This is a genomic window from Bradyrhizobium sp. MI1.7 (genome assembly GCF_055811795.1).
The window spans coordinates 248,592-264,169 of sequence record NZ_JBVVPO010000001.1 but is presented as its reverse complement, the minus strand read 5'-3'; the positions used below and the strand labels follow the sequence as shown (position 1 = coordinate 264,169).

13 protein-coding genes are annotated in these 15,578 nt (G+C 62.9%); 3 read left to right on the top strand and 10 right to left on the bottom strand.

What is annotated here, in order from left to right; all coding sequences use genetic code 11:
• Positions 1–19 precede the first annotated feature (19 nt).
• The 3 genes from AC0L3X_RS01285 to AC0L3X_RS01275 all read right to left on the bottom strand — a co-directional run bounded on the left by AC0L3X_RS01285 (position 20) and on the right by AC0L3X_RS01275 (position 3,813).
• On the bottom strand, positions 20–2,218 hold the full coding sequence (locus tag AC0L3X_RS01285; protein WP_063983840.1) for a TRAP transporter permease: 2,199 nt from the start codon (positions 2,216–2,218) through the stop codon (positions 20–22).
• A 42-nt stretch (positions 2,219–2,260) separates the two neighbouring features.
• Positions 2,261–3,424: a TAXI family TRAP transporter solute-binding subunit gene (locus AC0L3X_RS01280; protein WP_063983839.1), complete on the bottom strand. Its 1,164-nt coding sequence runs from the start codon at positions 3,422–3,424 to the stop codon at positions 2,261–2,263.
• 167 nt (positions 3,425–3,591) lie between these two features.
• Entirely contained in the window at positions 3,592–3,813 is a 222-nt protein-coding gene (locus AC0L3X_RS01275; RefSeq protein WP_135214343.1) for an acyl-CoA carboxylase biotin carboxyl carrier protein subunit, read from the bottom strand.
• Between the two features lie 94 nt (positions 3,814–3,907).
• Here AC0L3X_RS01275 and AC0L3X_RS01270 point away from each other — a divergent pair, with 94 nt between their 5' ends.
• Both AC0L3X_RS01270 and AC0L3X_RS01265 read left to right on the top strand, forming a co-directional pair.
• The gene (locus AC0L3X_RS01270) at positions 3,908–4,882 is read left to right on the top strand and encodes an IclR family transcriptional regulator (protein ID WP_063983838.1); all 975 of its coding nucleotides are present in this window, start codon (positions 3,908–3,910) and stop codon (positions 4,880–4,882) included.
• Positions 4,812–6,371, top strand: coding sequence for an acyl-CoA carboxylase subunit beta (locus AC0L3X_RS01265; RefSeq protein ID WP_063983837.1), 1,560 nt, complete (start codon positions 4,812–4,814; stop codon positions 6,369–6,371). Before AC0L3X_RS01270 ends, AC0L3X_RS01265 begins: the two co-directional genes overlap by 71 nt.
• Before the next feature lie 491 nt (positions 6,372–6,862).
• Here AC0L3X_RS01265 and AC0L3X_RS01260 read toward each other — a convergent pair whose 3' ends face one another.
• Complete coding sequence (locus tag AC0L3X_RS01260; protein WP_473316236.1) at positions 6,863–7,138, bottom strand: DUF3303 domain-containing protein; 276 nt, start codon at positions 7,136–7,138, stop codon at positions 6,863–6,865.
• Between the two features lie 269 nt (positions 7,139–7,407).
• On the opposite strand from AC0L3X_RS01260, the gene AC0L3X_RS01255 reads away from it, so the two are divergent.
• Entirely contained in the window at positions 7,408–9,444 is a 2,037-nt protein-coding gene (locus AC0L3X_RS01255; RefSeq protein ID WP_063983836.1) for a molybdopterin-containing oxidoreductase family protein, read from the top strand.
• Between the two features lie 20 nt (positions 9,445–9,464).
• On the opposite strand, the gene AC0L3X_RS01250 is transcribed toward AC0L3X_RS01255, so the two are convergent.
• From AC0L3X_RS01250 to AC0L3X_RS01225, 6 genes are all read right to left on the bottom strand, one after another.
• Complete coding sequence (locus AC0L3X_RS01250) at positions 9,465–10,940, bottom strand: FAD-binding oxidoreductase (protein ID WP_231144624.1); 1,476 nt, start codon at positions 10,938–10,940, stop codon at positions 9,465–9,467.
• 171 nt (positions 10,941–11,111) lie between these two features.
• Entirely contained in the window at positions 11,112–11,879 is a 768-nt protein-coding gene (locus AC0L3X_RS01245; protein ID WP_063983835.1) for an amino acid ABC transporter ATP-binding protein, read from the bottom strand.
• Between the two features lie 40 nt (positions 11,880–11,919).
• Positions 11,920–12,612: an amino acid ABC transporter permease gene (locus AC0L3X_RS01240; protein ID WP_063983834.1), complete on the bottom strand. Its 693-nt coding sequence runs from the start codon at positions 12,610–12,612 to the stop codon at positions 11,920–11,922.
• Positions 12,609–13,403 (bottom strand): amino acid ABC transporter permease, encoded by a 795-nt coding sequence (locus AC0L3X_RS01235; RefSeq protein WP_063983833.1) that lies wholly within the window; start codon positions 13,401–13,403, stop codon positions 12,609–12,611. Before AC0L3X_RS01235 ends, AC0L3X_RS01240 begins: the two co-directional genes overlap by 4 nt.
• A gap of 62 nt (positions 13,404–13,465) precedes the next feature.
• Positions 13,466–14,362: an amino acid ABC transporter substrate-binding protein gene (locus tag AC0L3X_RS01230; protein ID WP_063983832.1), complete on the bottom strand. Its 897-nt coding sequence runs from the start codon at positions 14,360–14,362 to the stop codon at positions 13,466–13,468.
• A 29-nt stretch (positions 14,363–14,391) separates the two neighbouring features.
• Positions 14,392–15,552, bottom strand: coding sequence for an aminotransferase class V-fold PLP-dependent enzyme (locus AC0L3X_RS01225; protein WP_187387730.1), 1,161 nt, complete (start codon positions 15,550–15,552; stop codon positions 14,392–14,394).
• Positions 15,553–15,578 lie beyond the last annotated feature (26 nt).

Here is a 15,578-nt window from a genome sequence, read left to right as displayed (position 1 = left end):
CTGTCTTTGTGCAACGCAATCAGGGCACGCGCAACCCGTCCGGCACCACAGCCTGCCGCCGGACCAGCAGCAGGGCGATCAAAACCGTGGGCACGAGGATCGCGAGGCCCAGCAGCGTGACCTGCATCTGCGACAGCGGCATGATCCCGCCGCCCGGGGTGGCCACGACGAAGCCGCCGATCACCAGCAGCACCCGCAAAGGCCACTCCATCAGGCCGGCGCCGCGAAGGTCGCCGACAAAAGCCTGGTAGCCCTGGATGCCGCCGCAGATGAAGACGATGCCGAAGCAGGCAAGTCCGGTCAGCCCGAATGCCTCCAGATACGGGTTGCTGCCCTGAAGCAGCAGCGCCGGATTGAGCACGAAGAAAAACGGGATGAAATAGATGATGCTGCCGACCCACATGCTCTCCCAGCCCGTCTTCATCGCGGGCGCGCCGGCGATGCCGGCCGCCGCGAAGGAGGCGATCGCCACCGGCGGCGTGATCGAGGACAGCATGCCCCAGTAGAAGATGAACATGTGCACGGCCATCTTGTTCAGCCCGAGCTTCTCCAGCGCCGGCGCCACCAGAATGGCCAGGAAGATGTAGCAGGAGGTCGTGGTCAGCCCGAGCCCGAGGATCAGGCTGGTGATGGCGCACATGATCAGCAGCAGGAAGGCATCGCCCCCGGCGATGCTGAGCAGGTCGTTGGCGAGGCTCGAGATCACGCCGGTGAGCGAGAAGGCGCCGATCAAGAGGCCACAGCCGGCGAGGATCGCGATCAGCTCGACGAAGGTCTTGCCGTTGAGTTCGAGGAAATGCAGCCAGCGCGCGCCGCCCCAGTTCTTGCCGGGGAAGAATTCGTTCAGCGCGGCCAGCAGGCACATGCCCCACAGCGCGGCATTGAGCACGCCGAACCAGAACATCGCAGCCGTTGCCGCGATCGAACCGGCGAGCACCAGCGTGTTGCCGAGCCTCCAGCGCGCCGGCCCGGACCATTGATGCAGGATCACGAGCAGCACGGAGGCATAGAACGGCGCGTGGCTCTCGCGCTTGAAGTAGAGCAGCATCACCACGAGCACGACGATCACGAAGAGATAGTACCAGCCCTCTTTGAAAGCGTCCCAGAAGCGCGGCAGCTCGGCGCGCGGCAGACCCTTCAGCTTGTGGCGGGCGGCATAGGCGTCGACCTGCGCGAACAGGCCGACATAATAGAGGATCGAGGGGATGGTGGCGGCGAGCGCGACGTCGGCATAGCCCGTGTTCATGAACTGCGCCATGACGAAGGCGGTCGCGCCCAGCACGGGCGGGGCAAGCACGGCGCCGGTCGAGGCGCAGGCCTCGATCGCGCCGGAATAGGACGGCGTGAACCCCGTCTTCTTCATCGCGGGGATCGTCATCGTTCCCGCTGTCAGAACATTGGAGACGATGCTGCCGCCGACGGTGCCGAGCAGGCCGGATGCGAACACACAGACTTTTGCCGCGCCGCCGCGGAAGGTGCCGCACATCGCGAAGGCGATGTTGATGAAGAATTTGCCCGCGCCCGTCATCATCAGCGCGGTGCCAAAGACGAGGAAGCCGATCACGGTGTCGGCAAAGGCCTGGATGGGAATGCCGAGCAGGCTCTCACCGGAGAGCATGTGATAGGACGTGGTCTGCTGCAGCGTCGACTGCGTGCCGCGGAACGGCCCGAGCCAGGAAGAGTCCGCAAACAACGGATAGAGCGTGAAGGGCAGCACGCTGAGCAGCAGGCTCCAGCCGCCGGTGCGCCGCAGCGCCTCCATCAGCACGAACCACATCACGAGCCCGGCGGCGATGACGTTGCCAGGCGCGCCATCGAACTCCCAGCCGAATTGCGCGGCCTTGCGGATGTTGAGCATCAGCCAGATCGCCGAACCGAAGGTCGCGGCGAACAACAGGAGGTCATACCAGGGGATGCGGTCGAGCGGCGCCTTCTCCGATCCTGGAAAGATCAGGAAGGTGAATGGGAGCATCAGCGCTATCAGCAGGTAGAAATATTCGGTGTTGAGCTGGGTGTAGTCGATGAAGAAGCGCAGCGAGAATTGCTGGTTCACACACAACAGGATGGTGGCCGCGGTGGCCGCCATCAGCACCCAGCGCCACGCGCCCTTCAGCGTACGGACGCGCGTGACCTCGGCTTCCTGCAGGTCGGCGGCGGCGCCGAGATGCGGATCTGCGAACTCAACCTTCGTCGCCGGCGCTGCCGCAGTCTCTGACATCGGCGCTCTCCTCAAACAGTTCTGCGGCAGGCAGCTTGACGATCAGTCAAACCCGTTCGGCATGTCGGCCTTGGCCAGCGCCGTGGCGCGCGCCTTCATCCAGCCGTCGAGGAAGGCCTTTTCGTCCGATGGAGGATTGGACTTGCCGTAATCCGCCCACGCCGCACCGAGCACTTCCTGTCGCTTGAACAGCTTGTTGTTGTGGGCGTCCTGCGCGTCAGACCATTGCCCGGCTTCTTTCAAGGCCTTCACCGCGCCGGGATGCACCGGCACCACCCAGTTCTTGGTCTGCCGGTCGGCGGCGAGCCCGCCGGCGCCGGGCGCGGAGTCCTTGTAGGCGTCGTAGTTGACGGTCATCGCCTTGGTCATCGCATAGATCTGGTCGGCCGGTTGCGAGGCATAGGCGACGAAGATCGGATAGGGGTAGTTGCCGAGCTCGATCGGCTTGTCCGGGGTGATGCCGGCACCGCAGGTTGCGGTCTGCGGGAAGAAGAACGAGCCGACCTTCTGCATCCGCGCCCAGCCTTCCTTGTCCTTGGCGGGCAGTGGCGGCCAGACCAGACCGCGCGGCGAGGTCTCGGCTTCCTTGGCGGGGCCGGTGATGGTGGTGCCGAAGGCGGCGTCGGTGTCGTTGTTGATCAGGCCTTTCCACATCGCGCCGTAGCTCGCGAACTCGACGACCTTGACGTCCTTCTGCGTCAGGCCTGCAAAGGCGAGCACCGCGAGCGAGTTCTGGTTCAGCGCGGGCGAGCCCACGACGAAGCCGACGCGCTTGCCTTTCAGGTCTTTCAGATCTTTCACGCCGCTATCGGCTGCGACCCCAAGCGAACCGCAATTGCAATCGACGCTCGAGAGCATGATCTGGAGCGGCTGCGGGCCCCATTCCTTCGAGCCGAACTCGAACACGCCTTCCTGCGCGAAATAGGTGCCAGATCCCATCGCGGATGACGCCGCGCGCTTGGCGCGCAATGGTGCAAGCCGCGCGACGTCGTTGCCTGCAGGCAGCACGCGCACATCGGTGCCGTATTTGTCCTTCATCATCTTGCCGACGCCGACCGCGATGTTGAAGCCGGCGGTGCCGGTGTCATAGGCGGTGAACGTCAATGTCGCCGGCAGCTTGACGTCTTCGGCGATTGCATAGCTTGTAGACGCAAAAGCAATGCCCGCAACCAAGGCAGGCGCGAGCATGGTCAGCCCACGAAGCATGTTTCCCTCCAATGATCCTCGCGTTTGCCGCGAAGAGTTTAATTCTTTGTTTGAAACAGTTTTTTGTTTGAAACGGATCATGTCATCGCGATCAGGCGATGGCAACGCCGTACCGCGAACGCGGCGATGAGGCAGACAGATTGTCGCGGAAGCCACGGATAATGCAGTCAGTTCGCGACGATCGCGATCGCCTGTCCTTCGGCGACGACGTCGTCGAGCTTGACGAGCAGCGATTTGATCGTGCCGCTCGCGGGCGAGGGCACAGGTATCTCCATCTTCATGGCTTCGACGACTACAACGTCATCGCCATCCGCAACGGTTCCTCCAACTTGCACGGGAGTTGCGCAGATGCGACCCGCGACCTCCGTGACGATCTTAATTTCTGGCATGCCATCGCCTTTTTGTTGTCGTCGCAAAATGCCTGAGGTAGCGTCGTCTGCAAGTGGAATTTAATTCCGCAGAGCGGAACGAACGGTAGGGAACATGGGACGACGATCGGAGCGGTTAAGCAGGCAAGGTGCGCTCGCTGGCGATGCCGGCGAGGGTGATGTCATCCAGGTGGTGTCGCGCGCGTTCGACGTGTTGCGATGCTTCGAGGGCCATGAGGCCCGACTCGGCAATCTCGAGATTTCAAATCGCTGCGGCCTGCCGCGCTCGACGGTGTCGCGGCTCACGCACACGCTGACGCGGATGGGGCAACTCGTGTACCTGCCGCGCGACCAGAAATATCGCATCGGCCCGAGCGCGGTGGCGATGAGCGCCTCGATGATGAAGGGCGCGCAGCTGCGCAGCATGATCCGGCAGCGGCTCCAGGAAGTCGCCGAGCAATTGCCAGGCACTGTCGGCTTCGTCGTCCCCGATCGCTTCCATCTGGTCTATCTCCAGTTCGCGCGCTCGGCGACTGCGCTCGGTCTGCATGAGGGCACCGGCAGCCGCATCTCGATGGCCTCGACGGCCGCGGGCGCGGCCTACACGGCGGCGCTAGCGCCTGAAGTCGGCGATGCCTTCATTACGGACATGGAACGGGAAGCGCCCGAGGCTGCGAAAATCCTGCGGCCCCGCATCGAGGCCAACCGGCAGTCGTTGCTCGAGCGCGGTTATGTCACGGCCTGCGGCCTGTGGAGCCCGCACATCAACGGCCTCGCGGTGCCGATCTGGTCGCCGCAATACCAGACCTTCGTCGTCATCACGATCGGGCTGTTGTCGTCGATGTATGACGAGCAACGTCTGCATGCCGAAGTCGCGCCGTTGATGGTCGCGCTCGGCCGCTCGCTCGGAAGCCTGATGGAGGGCGCCGAAGGTGATGTCTTCAACAACCGCCTCTCGCGCAAACCGGTCGCAATGGCCGTGCATAACAATAACAAGCCGATCAATTCGGAGGGAGTGAATGAACTGGAAGCCGGAACTCGACGAGCTCGCCCGGCGCGAAGCCTTCGCGCGGGAGATGGGCGGCGTTGACAAGGTCAAGCGTCAGCATGACCAGGGCCGACTGACTGTTCGGGAGCGTATCGACAGACTGATCGACAGCGGTAGCTTTCACGAGATCGGTGCCGTCTCCGGCATCGGTGAGTACGATTCCAGTGGCGAGCTGCAGAAATTGACGCCGGCGAACTGCGTGTTCGGCCGCGCGCGCGTCGAAGGCCGCACGGTCGTCGTGGTCGGCGACGATTTCACCGTCCGCGGCGGCTCGGCCGATGCGTCGATCTCGGCCAAGCCGTTGATGGCGGAGGAGATGGCGCATGATTTCCGTCTGCCCATCGTCCGCATCATCGAGGGCTCCGGCGGCGGCGGCTCGGTCAAGACCATCGAGACCAAGGGCGCGGCCAATCTGCCGGGCGGCATCGGCGGCACGCGCTGGTATCGCTTCACGACGGAGAATTTGTCGCGCGTGCCGGTCGTCGCGCTCGGTCTCGGCTCGGTCGCGGGCCTTGGCGCGGCGCGCCTTGCCGCCAGCCACTATTCCATCATGACCCGGAAGTCCGCGATGTTCGTCGCGGGGCCGCCGGTGGTGAAGGCGCTCGGGCAGGACCTCTCGAAGGAGGAGCTCGGCGGCGCCGACATCCAGACTCGCGCCGGCGCGGTCGATCACGCCGTCGATACGGAAGAAGAGGCGTTCGCCTGCGCGCGACGTTTCCTCTCTTATCTGCCGTCATCGGTCTATGAGCTGCCGCCGACCTTGCCCTGCACCGACAATCCGGAGCGCACCGAAGAAGCCCTGATGAACGCGGTGCCGCGCAACCGCAAGCAGGTCTACAAGATGCGGCCGATCGTCGAATCGGTCGTCGACAAGGGCTCGTTCTTCGAGGTCGCCAAGAATTTCGGCAAGCCAATCATCGTCGGTCTCGCCCGGCTCGAGGGCAGGGCGGTGATGGTGCTTGCGAGCGACAGCTTTCACTACGGCGGCTCGTGGACCGCGGATGCGTGCCAGAAAGTGGTGCGCTGGGTCGACTTCGCGGAAACCTTCCACCTGCCGATCGTCTATCTCATGGACTGCCCGGGCTTCATGATCGGCCTCGATGCTGAGAAGGCGGCCACCATCCGCCACGGCGTCCGCGCCATGGCCGCGGTCAACCAGACCACCGTGCCCTGGTGCACCGTGATCCTCCGCAACGCCTTCGGCGTCGCCGGCGTGGTGCATCAGCCGGCCGACCGCTTCTCGATCCGCTACGCCTGGCCCTCGGCCTATTGGGGCTCGCTGCCGCTCGAAGGCGGCATCGAAGCCGCCTACCGCGCCGACATCGATGCGGCCGAGGACAAGGCGGGCAAGCTCAACGAGATCCAGGAACGGCTGAACAAGCTGCGCTCGCCGTTCCGCTCGGCCGAAAAATTCTGGGTCGAGGAGATCATCGATCCCAGGAAGACAAGGTCGCTGCTGTGCGAGTTCGCGAGGCTGGCCGAGCCGCTGCGGAAGGCGGGGCCGCCGGAGAACATGACGATCAGGCCGTAGGTTGCGGTCATGGCGAGCAACCGGGGGCGCGCGAAGCGAAGTCCCGATGACGGGCTCCGCGAAGCAATCCAGACTTTACCCGCGGAGGCCGTCTGGATTGCTTCGTCGCTTCGCTCCTCGTGGAGCGGCGCGGTGCAAGTCGTGATGCGTGGAACCATTTCCGGCGCTGTGCATTCAAACGCGCATGAGGAACCTGTATTTCGGCATCGGGGCTCTCGCCGCCGCGCTGGTTCTCTTTACGGTTTGGCTGGGCCAGCATGAACGGGAGGCATCAATCGATCGCCTCGAGCAATGGGTGATTCCACGCCCGCCACCTGAGCGCTAAAGGAATCGCGGCCGTCACTGACGGCCCTATCGAAATACCCGCAAACACATTCGTTGTAAGCCGCCACGGAAACGGCCACGCCTTCGGCCGGACAGATCGACATTTTAGACCTGCCGGGGATGTCACTGCCGCCGGTCTTCAGCGGCAGCGACATGAGGATTGACGATTAGCGCTTGGGCAGCGAGGCCATCACTTCGCCCGCGTCGCCATCCTCCAGACAGGGTGTGACGGTCAATGGGAGCAGGTCAGCCCACTGTGCGAGCCAGCGATACATCGCCTTTGGTTCGCTCGATTCAGAGATCGCAAATCCCTGTCCGTTCATGCCATGCCACCGGCCCAGCATCTTGACGCCTTCGGGTGGCGCTCCGCCGGTTTCCAGAAAACGGCTGACGGCCGCATTGAAGGTGCCTTGAGGTACACTCCAGGTTGTAATGAATTTCATGCGATTCTCCCATAATCTGAATTATTGGATGAATGCTGCGGCTGCGCCGCCCGCGCACAATAGCGCTGGCATATCGAATAACAACGGCGAATGAAGCCGTGGGTTAGTGCGATGGAGGCGCCGTAGCGGACTTGGTCGTGTGTCACCGGCGTCCGCCGGAGAACATGACGATACGGCCGTAGCGGCGCGAACGGGGAACTCATTGGGGCTGCCGACCTATCCCGTCTCTGATAAGATCATCTCGGGAATGAGACCGGGAGGGCTCGCTCATGTCGGCTGTCGATGCGAAGATCGTCCGCACCATGTGTCCGATGAACTGCCACCCGACGTTTTGCGGAATGCAGGTTGAGGTCGAGAGCGGTCGGCTCAAGACGCTGAGCGGAGACAAGGATAATCCGGACAGTGCCGGGTTTCTTTGCGTTCGCGGGGGCGCGACCAGCGAGATCTTCGGCAATCCGAAGCGACTGCTCTACCCCCAGATTCGCGACGATCGCCGCACCGACATCTGGCGCCGCGTAAGCTGGGACGAGGCGCTGGATTTCATGGCGAAGCGGATGCGGTCGGCTGGACCCGAGGCGGTGGGTCTATGGGCGGGGCATGGCGGCTTCACCGTGGGCAGTGCCGTGACGGTGCAGTTGATGCAGCGTTTCGCGCATATGTATGGATGCCAGAACTGGCATCCTGCAATGGTCTGTTGGGGGCTTGGCGGTTTTGGAGTGGGGCTGACGGGCGCGCTCAAGGTCAATACCAAGGAGGATATGGCTGAGAACTCGAACATGATCGTGCTTTGGGGCGCGAACATTTCGAGTCAGCCCAATACCGCCCGTCATATCGTCGCCGCTCGGCGTCGCGGGGCAAAAGTCATCACGATCGATGTAAGGAGAACGGAAGCGGCGGCTCAATCGGATGAAGTTTTCCTGATCCGCCCTGGATCGGACGCTGTGTTCGCTTTGGCCGTCATGCACGTCATCGTCACTGAAAAGCTCTACGACTCTGAGTTTATCGAAGCGCATACCGTCGGCTTCGCGGAATTGTCGTCTCACGTTCTGCCCTTCACGCCGGCCTGGGCAGCAGCCGAGACCGGTCTTGAGGAAGGCCAGATTGCGTCGTTCGCCAGAGCGTACGCGTCCACGCGACCAGCCATGATCCTTCTCGGCGGCAGCTCCATGCACAAGAGTGCCAACGGCTGGCACGCGGCGCGTGCGATCAGCTGTCTGCCGGCGTTGACCGGCAATTTTGGGGTTGCAGGCGGCGGTCTCGGCCCACGTCATGGCGCCCACAGTGCGGCCATGTGCAATCTGAATACGGGTGTGGCACGCGCGCCGGGCAATTATGTTGCCAATCAAATGCCCGACATCGCAAAGGCCTTGTCCGACGGGCAGCTCAAGGTTTTGCTCCTGCTGGGGACCAACATGCTGTCGTCCTTCGCGGACGCCGGTGAAATCTCCCATGGTCTCGACAAGACGGGTCTGGTCGTTTGCGTCGATCTGTTCATGAATGAAACGGCGCGGCGTTTCGCCGATGTGCTGCTGCCTGGAACCGCCTGGCTCGAGGAATTGGGATTTAAGGTGACGAACACGCACCTCTATCTGATGGAGCGTGCACTGGAGCGGGAGGGAGAGACGCGCCCGATCTATGAAATCCTGAGTTCTTTGGCAGACTCCCTCGGGCTTGCTGACCTCTTTCCGTGGGCGTCGATCGAAGAGGTGATCGATGTCATCTTGAATGACACGACAACCGGCCATGCGACTGTTGCGTCGCTGCGCGCTGCCGGTGGCTTTTTGCCTCTTAACGTGCCCGCGGTCGCCTATGCGGATCGGAAATTCGATTCACCGTCCGGGAAGATCGAATTCTGCTCGCCGCAGGCGGCAAGGCTCGGGCTTCCGCCACTTCCGGTGTACGGCGGCGACCAGGCTTCGCCCTATCCGTTGTCGCTGAGCTTCGGAAGGACGCTGACACATTTTCATTCGTTCTATGACGAGGGCCAGGCTCTCCCGGCATTGGCAAAGCACAATGTCGCCCCGCAACTCTGGATATCGCCGGTGGATGCAGAGGCGCGTCAGCTCAGCAACGGGGATGCGATCAGGATTTACAATCAGCGGGGCGAGTTCGCGGCAAAGGCCTGCGTCACCGACGACGTCAAGCCCGGAGTGGTCTGGATGCGCGATGGCTGGGTTGGCCTCAATCATCTCACGTCCGGCGACGCGGTCCTGACCGGGGACGCTCTCAGTCTTTTTCACTTCTCCGTTGGCCAGTCCGACTACGGCGCCCGCGTGGAGGTCGCGCGAAGGCAGGCATCGTTGTAGACGAGGCTATCCGGCGTCGATCACAGCCGCAGCACCTTGCCTGGATTCATGATGTTTTGCGGATCGAGCGCGCGCTTGATGGTGCGCATGATGTCGAGCTCGGTCTTCGAGCGGTAGTGACTGAGCTCGTCGAGCTTGTCGATGCCGATGCCGTGCTCCGCCGAGATCGAGCCGCCCATGGAGGTGATGAGATCGTTCACGGCCCGCGTGATGGCGGACGAATATTGGGTCAGCGTCTGCTGATCCATGCCTTTGGGGCCCATGAACGAGAAATGCAGATTGCCGTCGCCGATGTGTCCCAAAGGATAGGGGCGAATGGTCGGAAGAATGTCGAACACGGCCTTGAGCCCCTGGTCGATGAACCCGGGAATCCTGGAGATGGCCACCGACACGTCGTAGCTCAGTCCCGGCCCCTCGGCACGGGAGGCCTCGGCGACGCTTTCCCGGATGCGCCACATGTTGCGCGATTGACCGACCGTCTGCGCCAATGCCGCGTCGAGCACGCGGCCGGCCTCGAGCTGATAAGCGAGAAACTGCTCCAGCTTCTCGGTCATGCCCTCGGTCCCGTCCTGTCGGGCCCGCGAGGACGACCATTCAAGCAGGAGGTACCATGGCGTGTCCGCCTTGAGAGGATCCTGGGTGCCGGGAATATGGCGCAGCACCATGTCGATGGCGCTGCGGCTCATCAGCTCGCAGGAGCCGACATTGTCCCCTGACGCAGCATGGGCTTCGGACAGGATCTCCAGCGCCGCGCGCGGATCGCGGATCGCCAGCCACGCCGTGCAGACGTCCTTCGGCGCCGGCCACAGCTTGAGGACGGCCTTCGTGATGATGCCCAGCGTTCCCTCGGCGCCCATGAAAAGGTGCTTGAGGTCGTAGCCCGTGTTGTCCTTCTTGAGCGCACGCAGTCCGTCCCAGATGTCCCCGTTGGCCAGCACGACTTCGAGCCCCAAGACGAGATTGCGGGCATTGCCATAGCGGAGCACCTGCACGCCGCCGGCGTTGGTCGACAGGTTGCCGCCGATCATGCATGAGCCCTGGGCGCCAAGGCTGAGCGGCAGGAACCTGTCGTGACGGCTTGCGGTCTCCTGAAGCGTCTGGAGAACGCAGCCGGCCTCGACCGTCATCGCGTAACCGACGGCATCGACGTCCAGCACGCGGTTCATGCGGCCGAGCGACAGCACGATGCCGGTGTGCGCCGGCCAGGGCGTGGCACCGCCCATCAGGCCGGTGTTGCCACCCTGCGGCACGATCGCGACGCCGTGCTCGTGGCAAAGCCGGACGACTTTCGAGACTTCCTCGGTGCTGCCAGGACGAACGACGGCGCCCGCGCCGCCAACCAGCAATCCGCGCCAATCCGTGACGAACGGCTGCTTGCCGTGCTCGTCCTCGATCAGGCCCTTCTCGCCGACGATCGCGCGCAGCGCATCGCGCATCCGGGCGGTCAAAGGAGCGGTCGGGATGGTGGGTAGGGAGGACGGGAAGGCAGCCGGCATTTTGTTTCCCCTGGCGCATCTTGGTGTGCACTGCGCACGTGACGTGCGGGGGTATTCTCCACGTTTGCGGCGGGGAGTCTAATGGCAATATGTCTCGAAGCGGGGGACCGTGGACGAACGCGTCGAGCAGCTGCCGTTACCGACGGCGCCTGGTCTCGGCCGAGCGGGATCCTAGTGGATGATCTGGTTCAGGAAGCCCTTCGCCCGTTCCGTGCGCGGAGCCCGGAAGAATGTCTCCGGATCCGCTTCCTCCACGATGCTTCCGCGATCCATGAAGACGACCCGATCGGCGACCTCGCGGGCGAATCCCATCTCGTGCGTCACGCAGACCATCGTCATTCCATCTCGCGCCAGCTCGACCATGGTGTCCAGCACTTCCTTGACCATCTCGGGGTCGAGAGCGGACGTCGGTTCGTCGAACAGCATGATCTTGGGCTGCATGCACAGCGCCCGCGCGATGGCGACGCGTTGCTGCTGGCCACCCGACAATTGTGCGGGATACTTGTCCGCCTGATCCTGAATGCGGACCTTCCGCAGCAAGCCGAGTGCGCGATCGCGCGCTTCCGCCTGCGAGATGCCGCGAACCTTCATCGGAGCCAGCATGCAGTTCTCGGCAACCGTGAGGTGCGGAAAGAGGTTGAAGCTCTGAAAGACCATCCCGACCTCGCAGCGCACGCTGTTGATGTCGGCCATGCGGTTGCTCAATTCGACACCGTCGACGACGATCCTGCCGCCGTCGTGTTTCTCGATATGGTTGATGCACCGGATGAGCGTCGACTTGCCGGAGCCCGAAGGGCCGCACAGGACGATCTTCTCGCCCTTGCCGACCCTGAGATTGACGTCGTTCAGCGCATTGAATGCGCCGAATCGTTTCATCACGTTTTCGACGAGGACGATTGCATTGGGCTGCGTAGCATTGCTGACAGTCGCTTGAGGCATGTTCGTCTCCCGAATACGAGGCCGTTTGTTATCTCGATGATCACCGTGCCGTGGCAAGGCCATATCGCTTGCGAAGGGTGGCGACGCACTGGGAGGCCACCGAGCTGATCACGAGGTAGGCCACCGCGACGACGAGGTACATCTCGACGAGACGTCCATTGAGCTGTGCGAGCTTGGAAGCCGCGCCCAGAAGATCCGTCAACGACAGCACGTAAACGAGAGACGTGTCCTGAAACAGGATGATCGTCTGGCTCAGGATGATCGGGCTCGCCACGCGAAGGACTTGCGGCAGAACGACATGGCGGTAGGTGTCGTAGGTCGACAGCGCGAGCGCCTGGCAGGCCTCGAACTGCCCCTTGTTCACGGCCCGCAGTCCAACGCGGATGATCTCGGAGTAGTAGGCGGCTTCAAACAAGCCAAAGGTGATGAACGCCGTGTAGGTCGCCCCGATCGGGATCGGGCGGCCGTTGCCGCTCAGGTGCCCAAGCACGATCGGCACCAGGAAGAAGAACCAGAAGAGAACCAGGATCAGCGGGATCGACCGGATGATCGCGACGTAGCCGCGGACGATCTGGGCGAACACCGGGACCTCGAAGTGCTGTACCAGCGCAAGACAGGTTCCGAGGACCATGCCGATGGCGAATGCGGCCGCCGTGAGCGAAAGCGAGAAGAGCAGGCCCGACCAGAGATAAGGCCACGACTGCGCGACGATCGAGAAATCGAGGGTGTTCATTTCACGGTCTCCATGGCGCCAGGCAGAGCGCTGCCTTGCTGCATGTCGGCGGCGAGATCCTGTTCAGCAGTGAGCTTCACCGGGGCGCTACCCGGGATCCTGAAGGCTTTGTCGATGAGCGTCATGATCTGATATGCAACCAGCGCCAGGCAAAGATAGATGATCGTCGCCGCGCCGAATGCCGAGAATGTCTGGAACGTTGCCTCGCTGATCTGGCGCGCCTGTGCGGTCAGCTCCATCAAGCCGATCGTGAGTGCGACGGAGGTGTTCTTGTATATTCCCATCACCTCGCTGGTGAGGCTCGGCACGATCAGGCGCAGAGCCTGCGGCACGACGATGTACCGATAGGTGAGGTAGCCACTGAGGCCGAGAGCGTTGGCGGCCTCGATCTGCCCCTTAGGAAGCGCTTCGATGCCGGCCCGGACCTGCTCGGCTATCCGAGACGCCGTGTAGAGTCCGAGGCAAAGGAGAGCCGGGAAGAACGATGCCCAAGGCGGCGGCATCTGCTTGATGGCATTTCCGAGCGCGGTCGGCACCACCTCCGGGAAAACGAAGTACCAGAGGAACATCTGCACCAGGACAGGGATGTTTCGGAATATCTCGACGTAGAGCCGGGCCGGAATCGAGACGAAACGATTCTGGACTGTGCGGCCCACGCCGACGAACACGCCGATACCGAAGGCGATCCACCAGCCGAAGAAGGCCAGAGCCAGGGTCCAACCGAGACCCGACAGAAGCCAGTCGATATAGCGCTGGCCGTCTGCCGCCTGTTCAAAAAGCACTCCGAACATCGCGAGCCTCCGGGTTGCAGGTGCGGACGAGGATGACTTTCCGGGACGATCAGCTCCGTCAATCAGTCGACGGCATCGCTGGGATGTGCGATCCGCTCCATCAACTCGTCGGTGAGCGGGAATGCGAGGTTCTCACCCTTGGGCGGGATCGGCCTGGTAAACCATTTCGCGTAGGTCTTCTCGAACTGGCCGGATGCCATCTGCTTGGAGAGAACGTCGTCGACGAGCCTCTTGAAGCCGGCATCGCCCTTCGTGAACATCAGTCCATAGTAGATCTTCGCGTAACCCTCGGAAAGGAACAGGAGCGCGTCCGGATTCGGCGCCGCAGCCTTGAGCCCGGCGAGAAGGATATCGTCCTCCATGAAGGCGACGGCACGGCCGGTATTTAGCATCAGGAAGGACTCCGCATGGTCCTTGGCCTGGACGATGTTGAGGCCGAGCTGCTCCTTGGCGTTGACGCTCTGCGCGAAACCGACTGCGTTGGAGCCTTGCGTGGCGACAACCGTCTTGCCCTTCAGGTCGCCGGCGGTCTTCACGCCACTGGCGGCCTTGACGAGCCAGCGCGGCTGGCTGACGAACGTTGCGACCGAGAACGAGACCTGTTCCTGCCGCTTCTTGTCGTTGGCGGTGCCGCCGCATTCGATGTCGACAGTCCCGCTCTGGATCAGGGGAATCCGGTTCGAGGAGTTCACCGGCGTGTAGTTGACCTTCAGACCGGGCAACTTCAGCTCATCCTTGATGCGATCGACGATCGCCGCGCAGAGATCGAGCGAGAAGCCAATGGGCTTCTGATCCGGCCCGAGGTACGAGAACGGTATCGAAGCCTCACGGTAGCCGATCGTGATCGATCCGCTGGATTTGATCTTGTCGAGCGTCGGGCTGTCGGCTGCCGCGGCCGGGCTTGCGTTGACAGCCAGGAGCGCCGGGAGAAGTCCCAAGAGCTGAACGAGCTTCTTCATGGTTTTTGCCTTCCCATCGTTTGTCAGACTCAAGCTGCGACGGACGGGCGTCCGAGCCCTCGCCGGCGGATGACGTCGATCAGGCGATCGATGTCGGTGGCGGTGTTGAACATGCCGAGCGAGACGCGAATGCCATCTCGTTCGGGCGACACGCGCACGCCGTTCTCCTCGAAATGGCCGAGCCAGTCTGCCGCGGGCAGGGCGATGACGTAGATGTGCGGCGCGCGATGCTTGCGCTCGCGCGGACCAACGAGGCGGACGTCCAGCTCGTCCAGGCGTGCAATCAGGTGATCGCCGAGATCGAAGCAGTGGTTCTGGATGTTCTGCACCCCGATCTGCTCGATCATGTCGAGCGAAGCACCGAGGGCGTGGACTGCGGGCAGGTTGAAGTTGCCCAGCTCGAAGCGCCTGGCGGCCGGCGAGGGCGCCATCCCGTCGGCACGCGCGATGAGATCGCTCGGGATCTCGGCGAGGCTCGCAGCCGCCAGGTAGGCCGGCTCGAGCTCCTTGAGCGTCTTGTCCCAATAGAGCAGCCCGAGCCCTTGCGGAACCAGTAATCCCTTGTGGCTGCCGGAGCCGATGAAGCTTGCGCCGATCGCCTTGGCGTTAACAGGCACGACTCCGATGGCCTGCATCACGTCCACCACGAAGTGGAGCTTGTTCCTGACGCACATCGCGCCGACGCTCTCGATGTCAAAGCGGTGACCGGCGTGAAAAGTCACATGCGACATCGAGATCGCACGCGTCCTTTCGTCAATGAAGGGAGCAAAGCTGTCGGCGTCGACGATTTCCGTCATCGGGATGAAGCGGACCTCGACGCCCTTCCGTTGCAGATTGAGGAACGCGTAGGCGTTGTTCGGGTGATCGCCGTGGATCATCAGGACGTTGTCGCCGGCCTGTAGCGGCAGTGCGTTTGCCGCAATGTTCATGCTTTCCGACGTGTTTTTCGTGAAGGCAATCTCATCCGCCGTCACGCCGAGAAAGCGGGCGACCTTGGCACGGGTCTGCTCGACCCGATCGAGCCAGATGCTCTTCGGACCGGCTGTCTCGAAGCCCTCGCGAAGGAAAAGCTCGATCGCGGCCTTCACGGGACGCGCGAGCGGCGTTTGAAACCCGGAATCCAGATAGACCATCCGTTCGACGGCGGGGAATTCCTTCCTCACGGCGTCCACGTCGTAATGACGAGACATGCACATCTCCTGTTGAGCGCGCCGGC

What these genes read in the sequence shown, in the direction of transcription:
- AC0L3X_RS01280 (WP_063983839.1), bottom strand. Translation starts at nt 3,424, where the DNA reads ATGCTTCGTGGGCTGACCATGCTCGCGCCTGCCTTGGTTGCGGGCATT.
- AC0L3X_RS01275 (WP_135214343.1), bottom strand. Translation starts at nt 3,813, where the DNA reads ATGCCAGAAATTAAGATCGTCACGGAGGTCGCGGGTCGCATCTGCGCA.
- AC0L3X_RS01285 (WP_063983840.1), bottom strand. Translation starts at nt 2,218, where the DNA reads ATGTCAGAGACTGCGGCAGCGCCGGCGACGAAGGTTGAGTTCGCAGAT.
- AC0L3X_RS01245 (WP_063983835.1), bottom strand. Translation starts at nt 11,879, where the DNA reads ATGCCTCAAGCGACTGTCAGCAATGCTACGCAGCCCAATGCAATCGTC.
- AC0L3X_RS01265 (WP_063983837.1), top strand. Translation starts at nt 4,812, where the DNA reads ATGAACTGGAAGCCGGAACTCGACGAGCTCGCCCGGCGCGAAGCCTTC.
- AC0L3X_RS01250 (WP_231144624.1), bottom strand. Translation starts at nt 10,940, where the DNA reads ATGCCGGCTGCCTTCCCGTCCTCCCTACCCACCATCCCGACCGCTCCT.
- AC0L3X_RS01235 (WP_063983833.1), bottom strand. Translation starts at nt 13,403, where the DNA reads ATGTTCGGAGTGCTTTTTGAACAGGCGGCAGACGGCCAGCGCTATATC.
- AC0L3X_RS01230 (WP_063983832.1), bottom strand. Translation starts at nt 14,362, where the DNA reads ATGAAGAAGCTCGTTCAGCTCTTGGGACTTCTCCCGGCGCTCCTGGCT.
- AC0L3X_RS01270 (WP_063983838.1), top strand. Translation starts at nt 3,908, where the DNA reads ATGGGACGACGATCGGAGCGGTTAAGCAGGCAAGGTGCGCTCGCTGGC.
- AC0L3X_RS01225 (WP_187387730.1), bottom strand. Translation starts at nt 15,552, where the DNA reads ATGTCTCGTCATTACGACGTGGACGCCGTGAGGAAGGAATTCCCCGCC.
- AC0L3X_RS01240 (WP_063983834.1), bottom strand. Translation starts at nt 12,612, where the DNA reads ATGAACACCCTCGATTTCTCGATCGTCGCGCAGTCGTGGCCTTATCTC.
- AC0L3X_RS01260 (WP_473316236.1), bottom strand. Translation starts at nt 7,138, where the DNA reads ATGAAATTCATTACAACCTGGAGTGTACCTCAAGGCACCTTCAATGCG.
- AC0L3X_RS01255 (WP_063983836.1), top strand. Translation starts at nt 7,408, where the DNA reads ATGTCGGCTGTCGATGCGAAGATCGTCCGCACCATGTGTCCGATGAAC.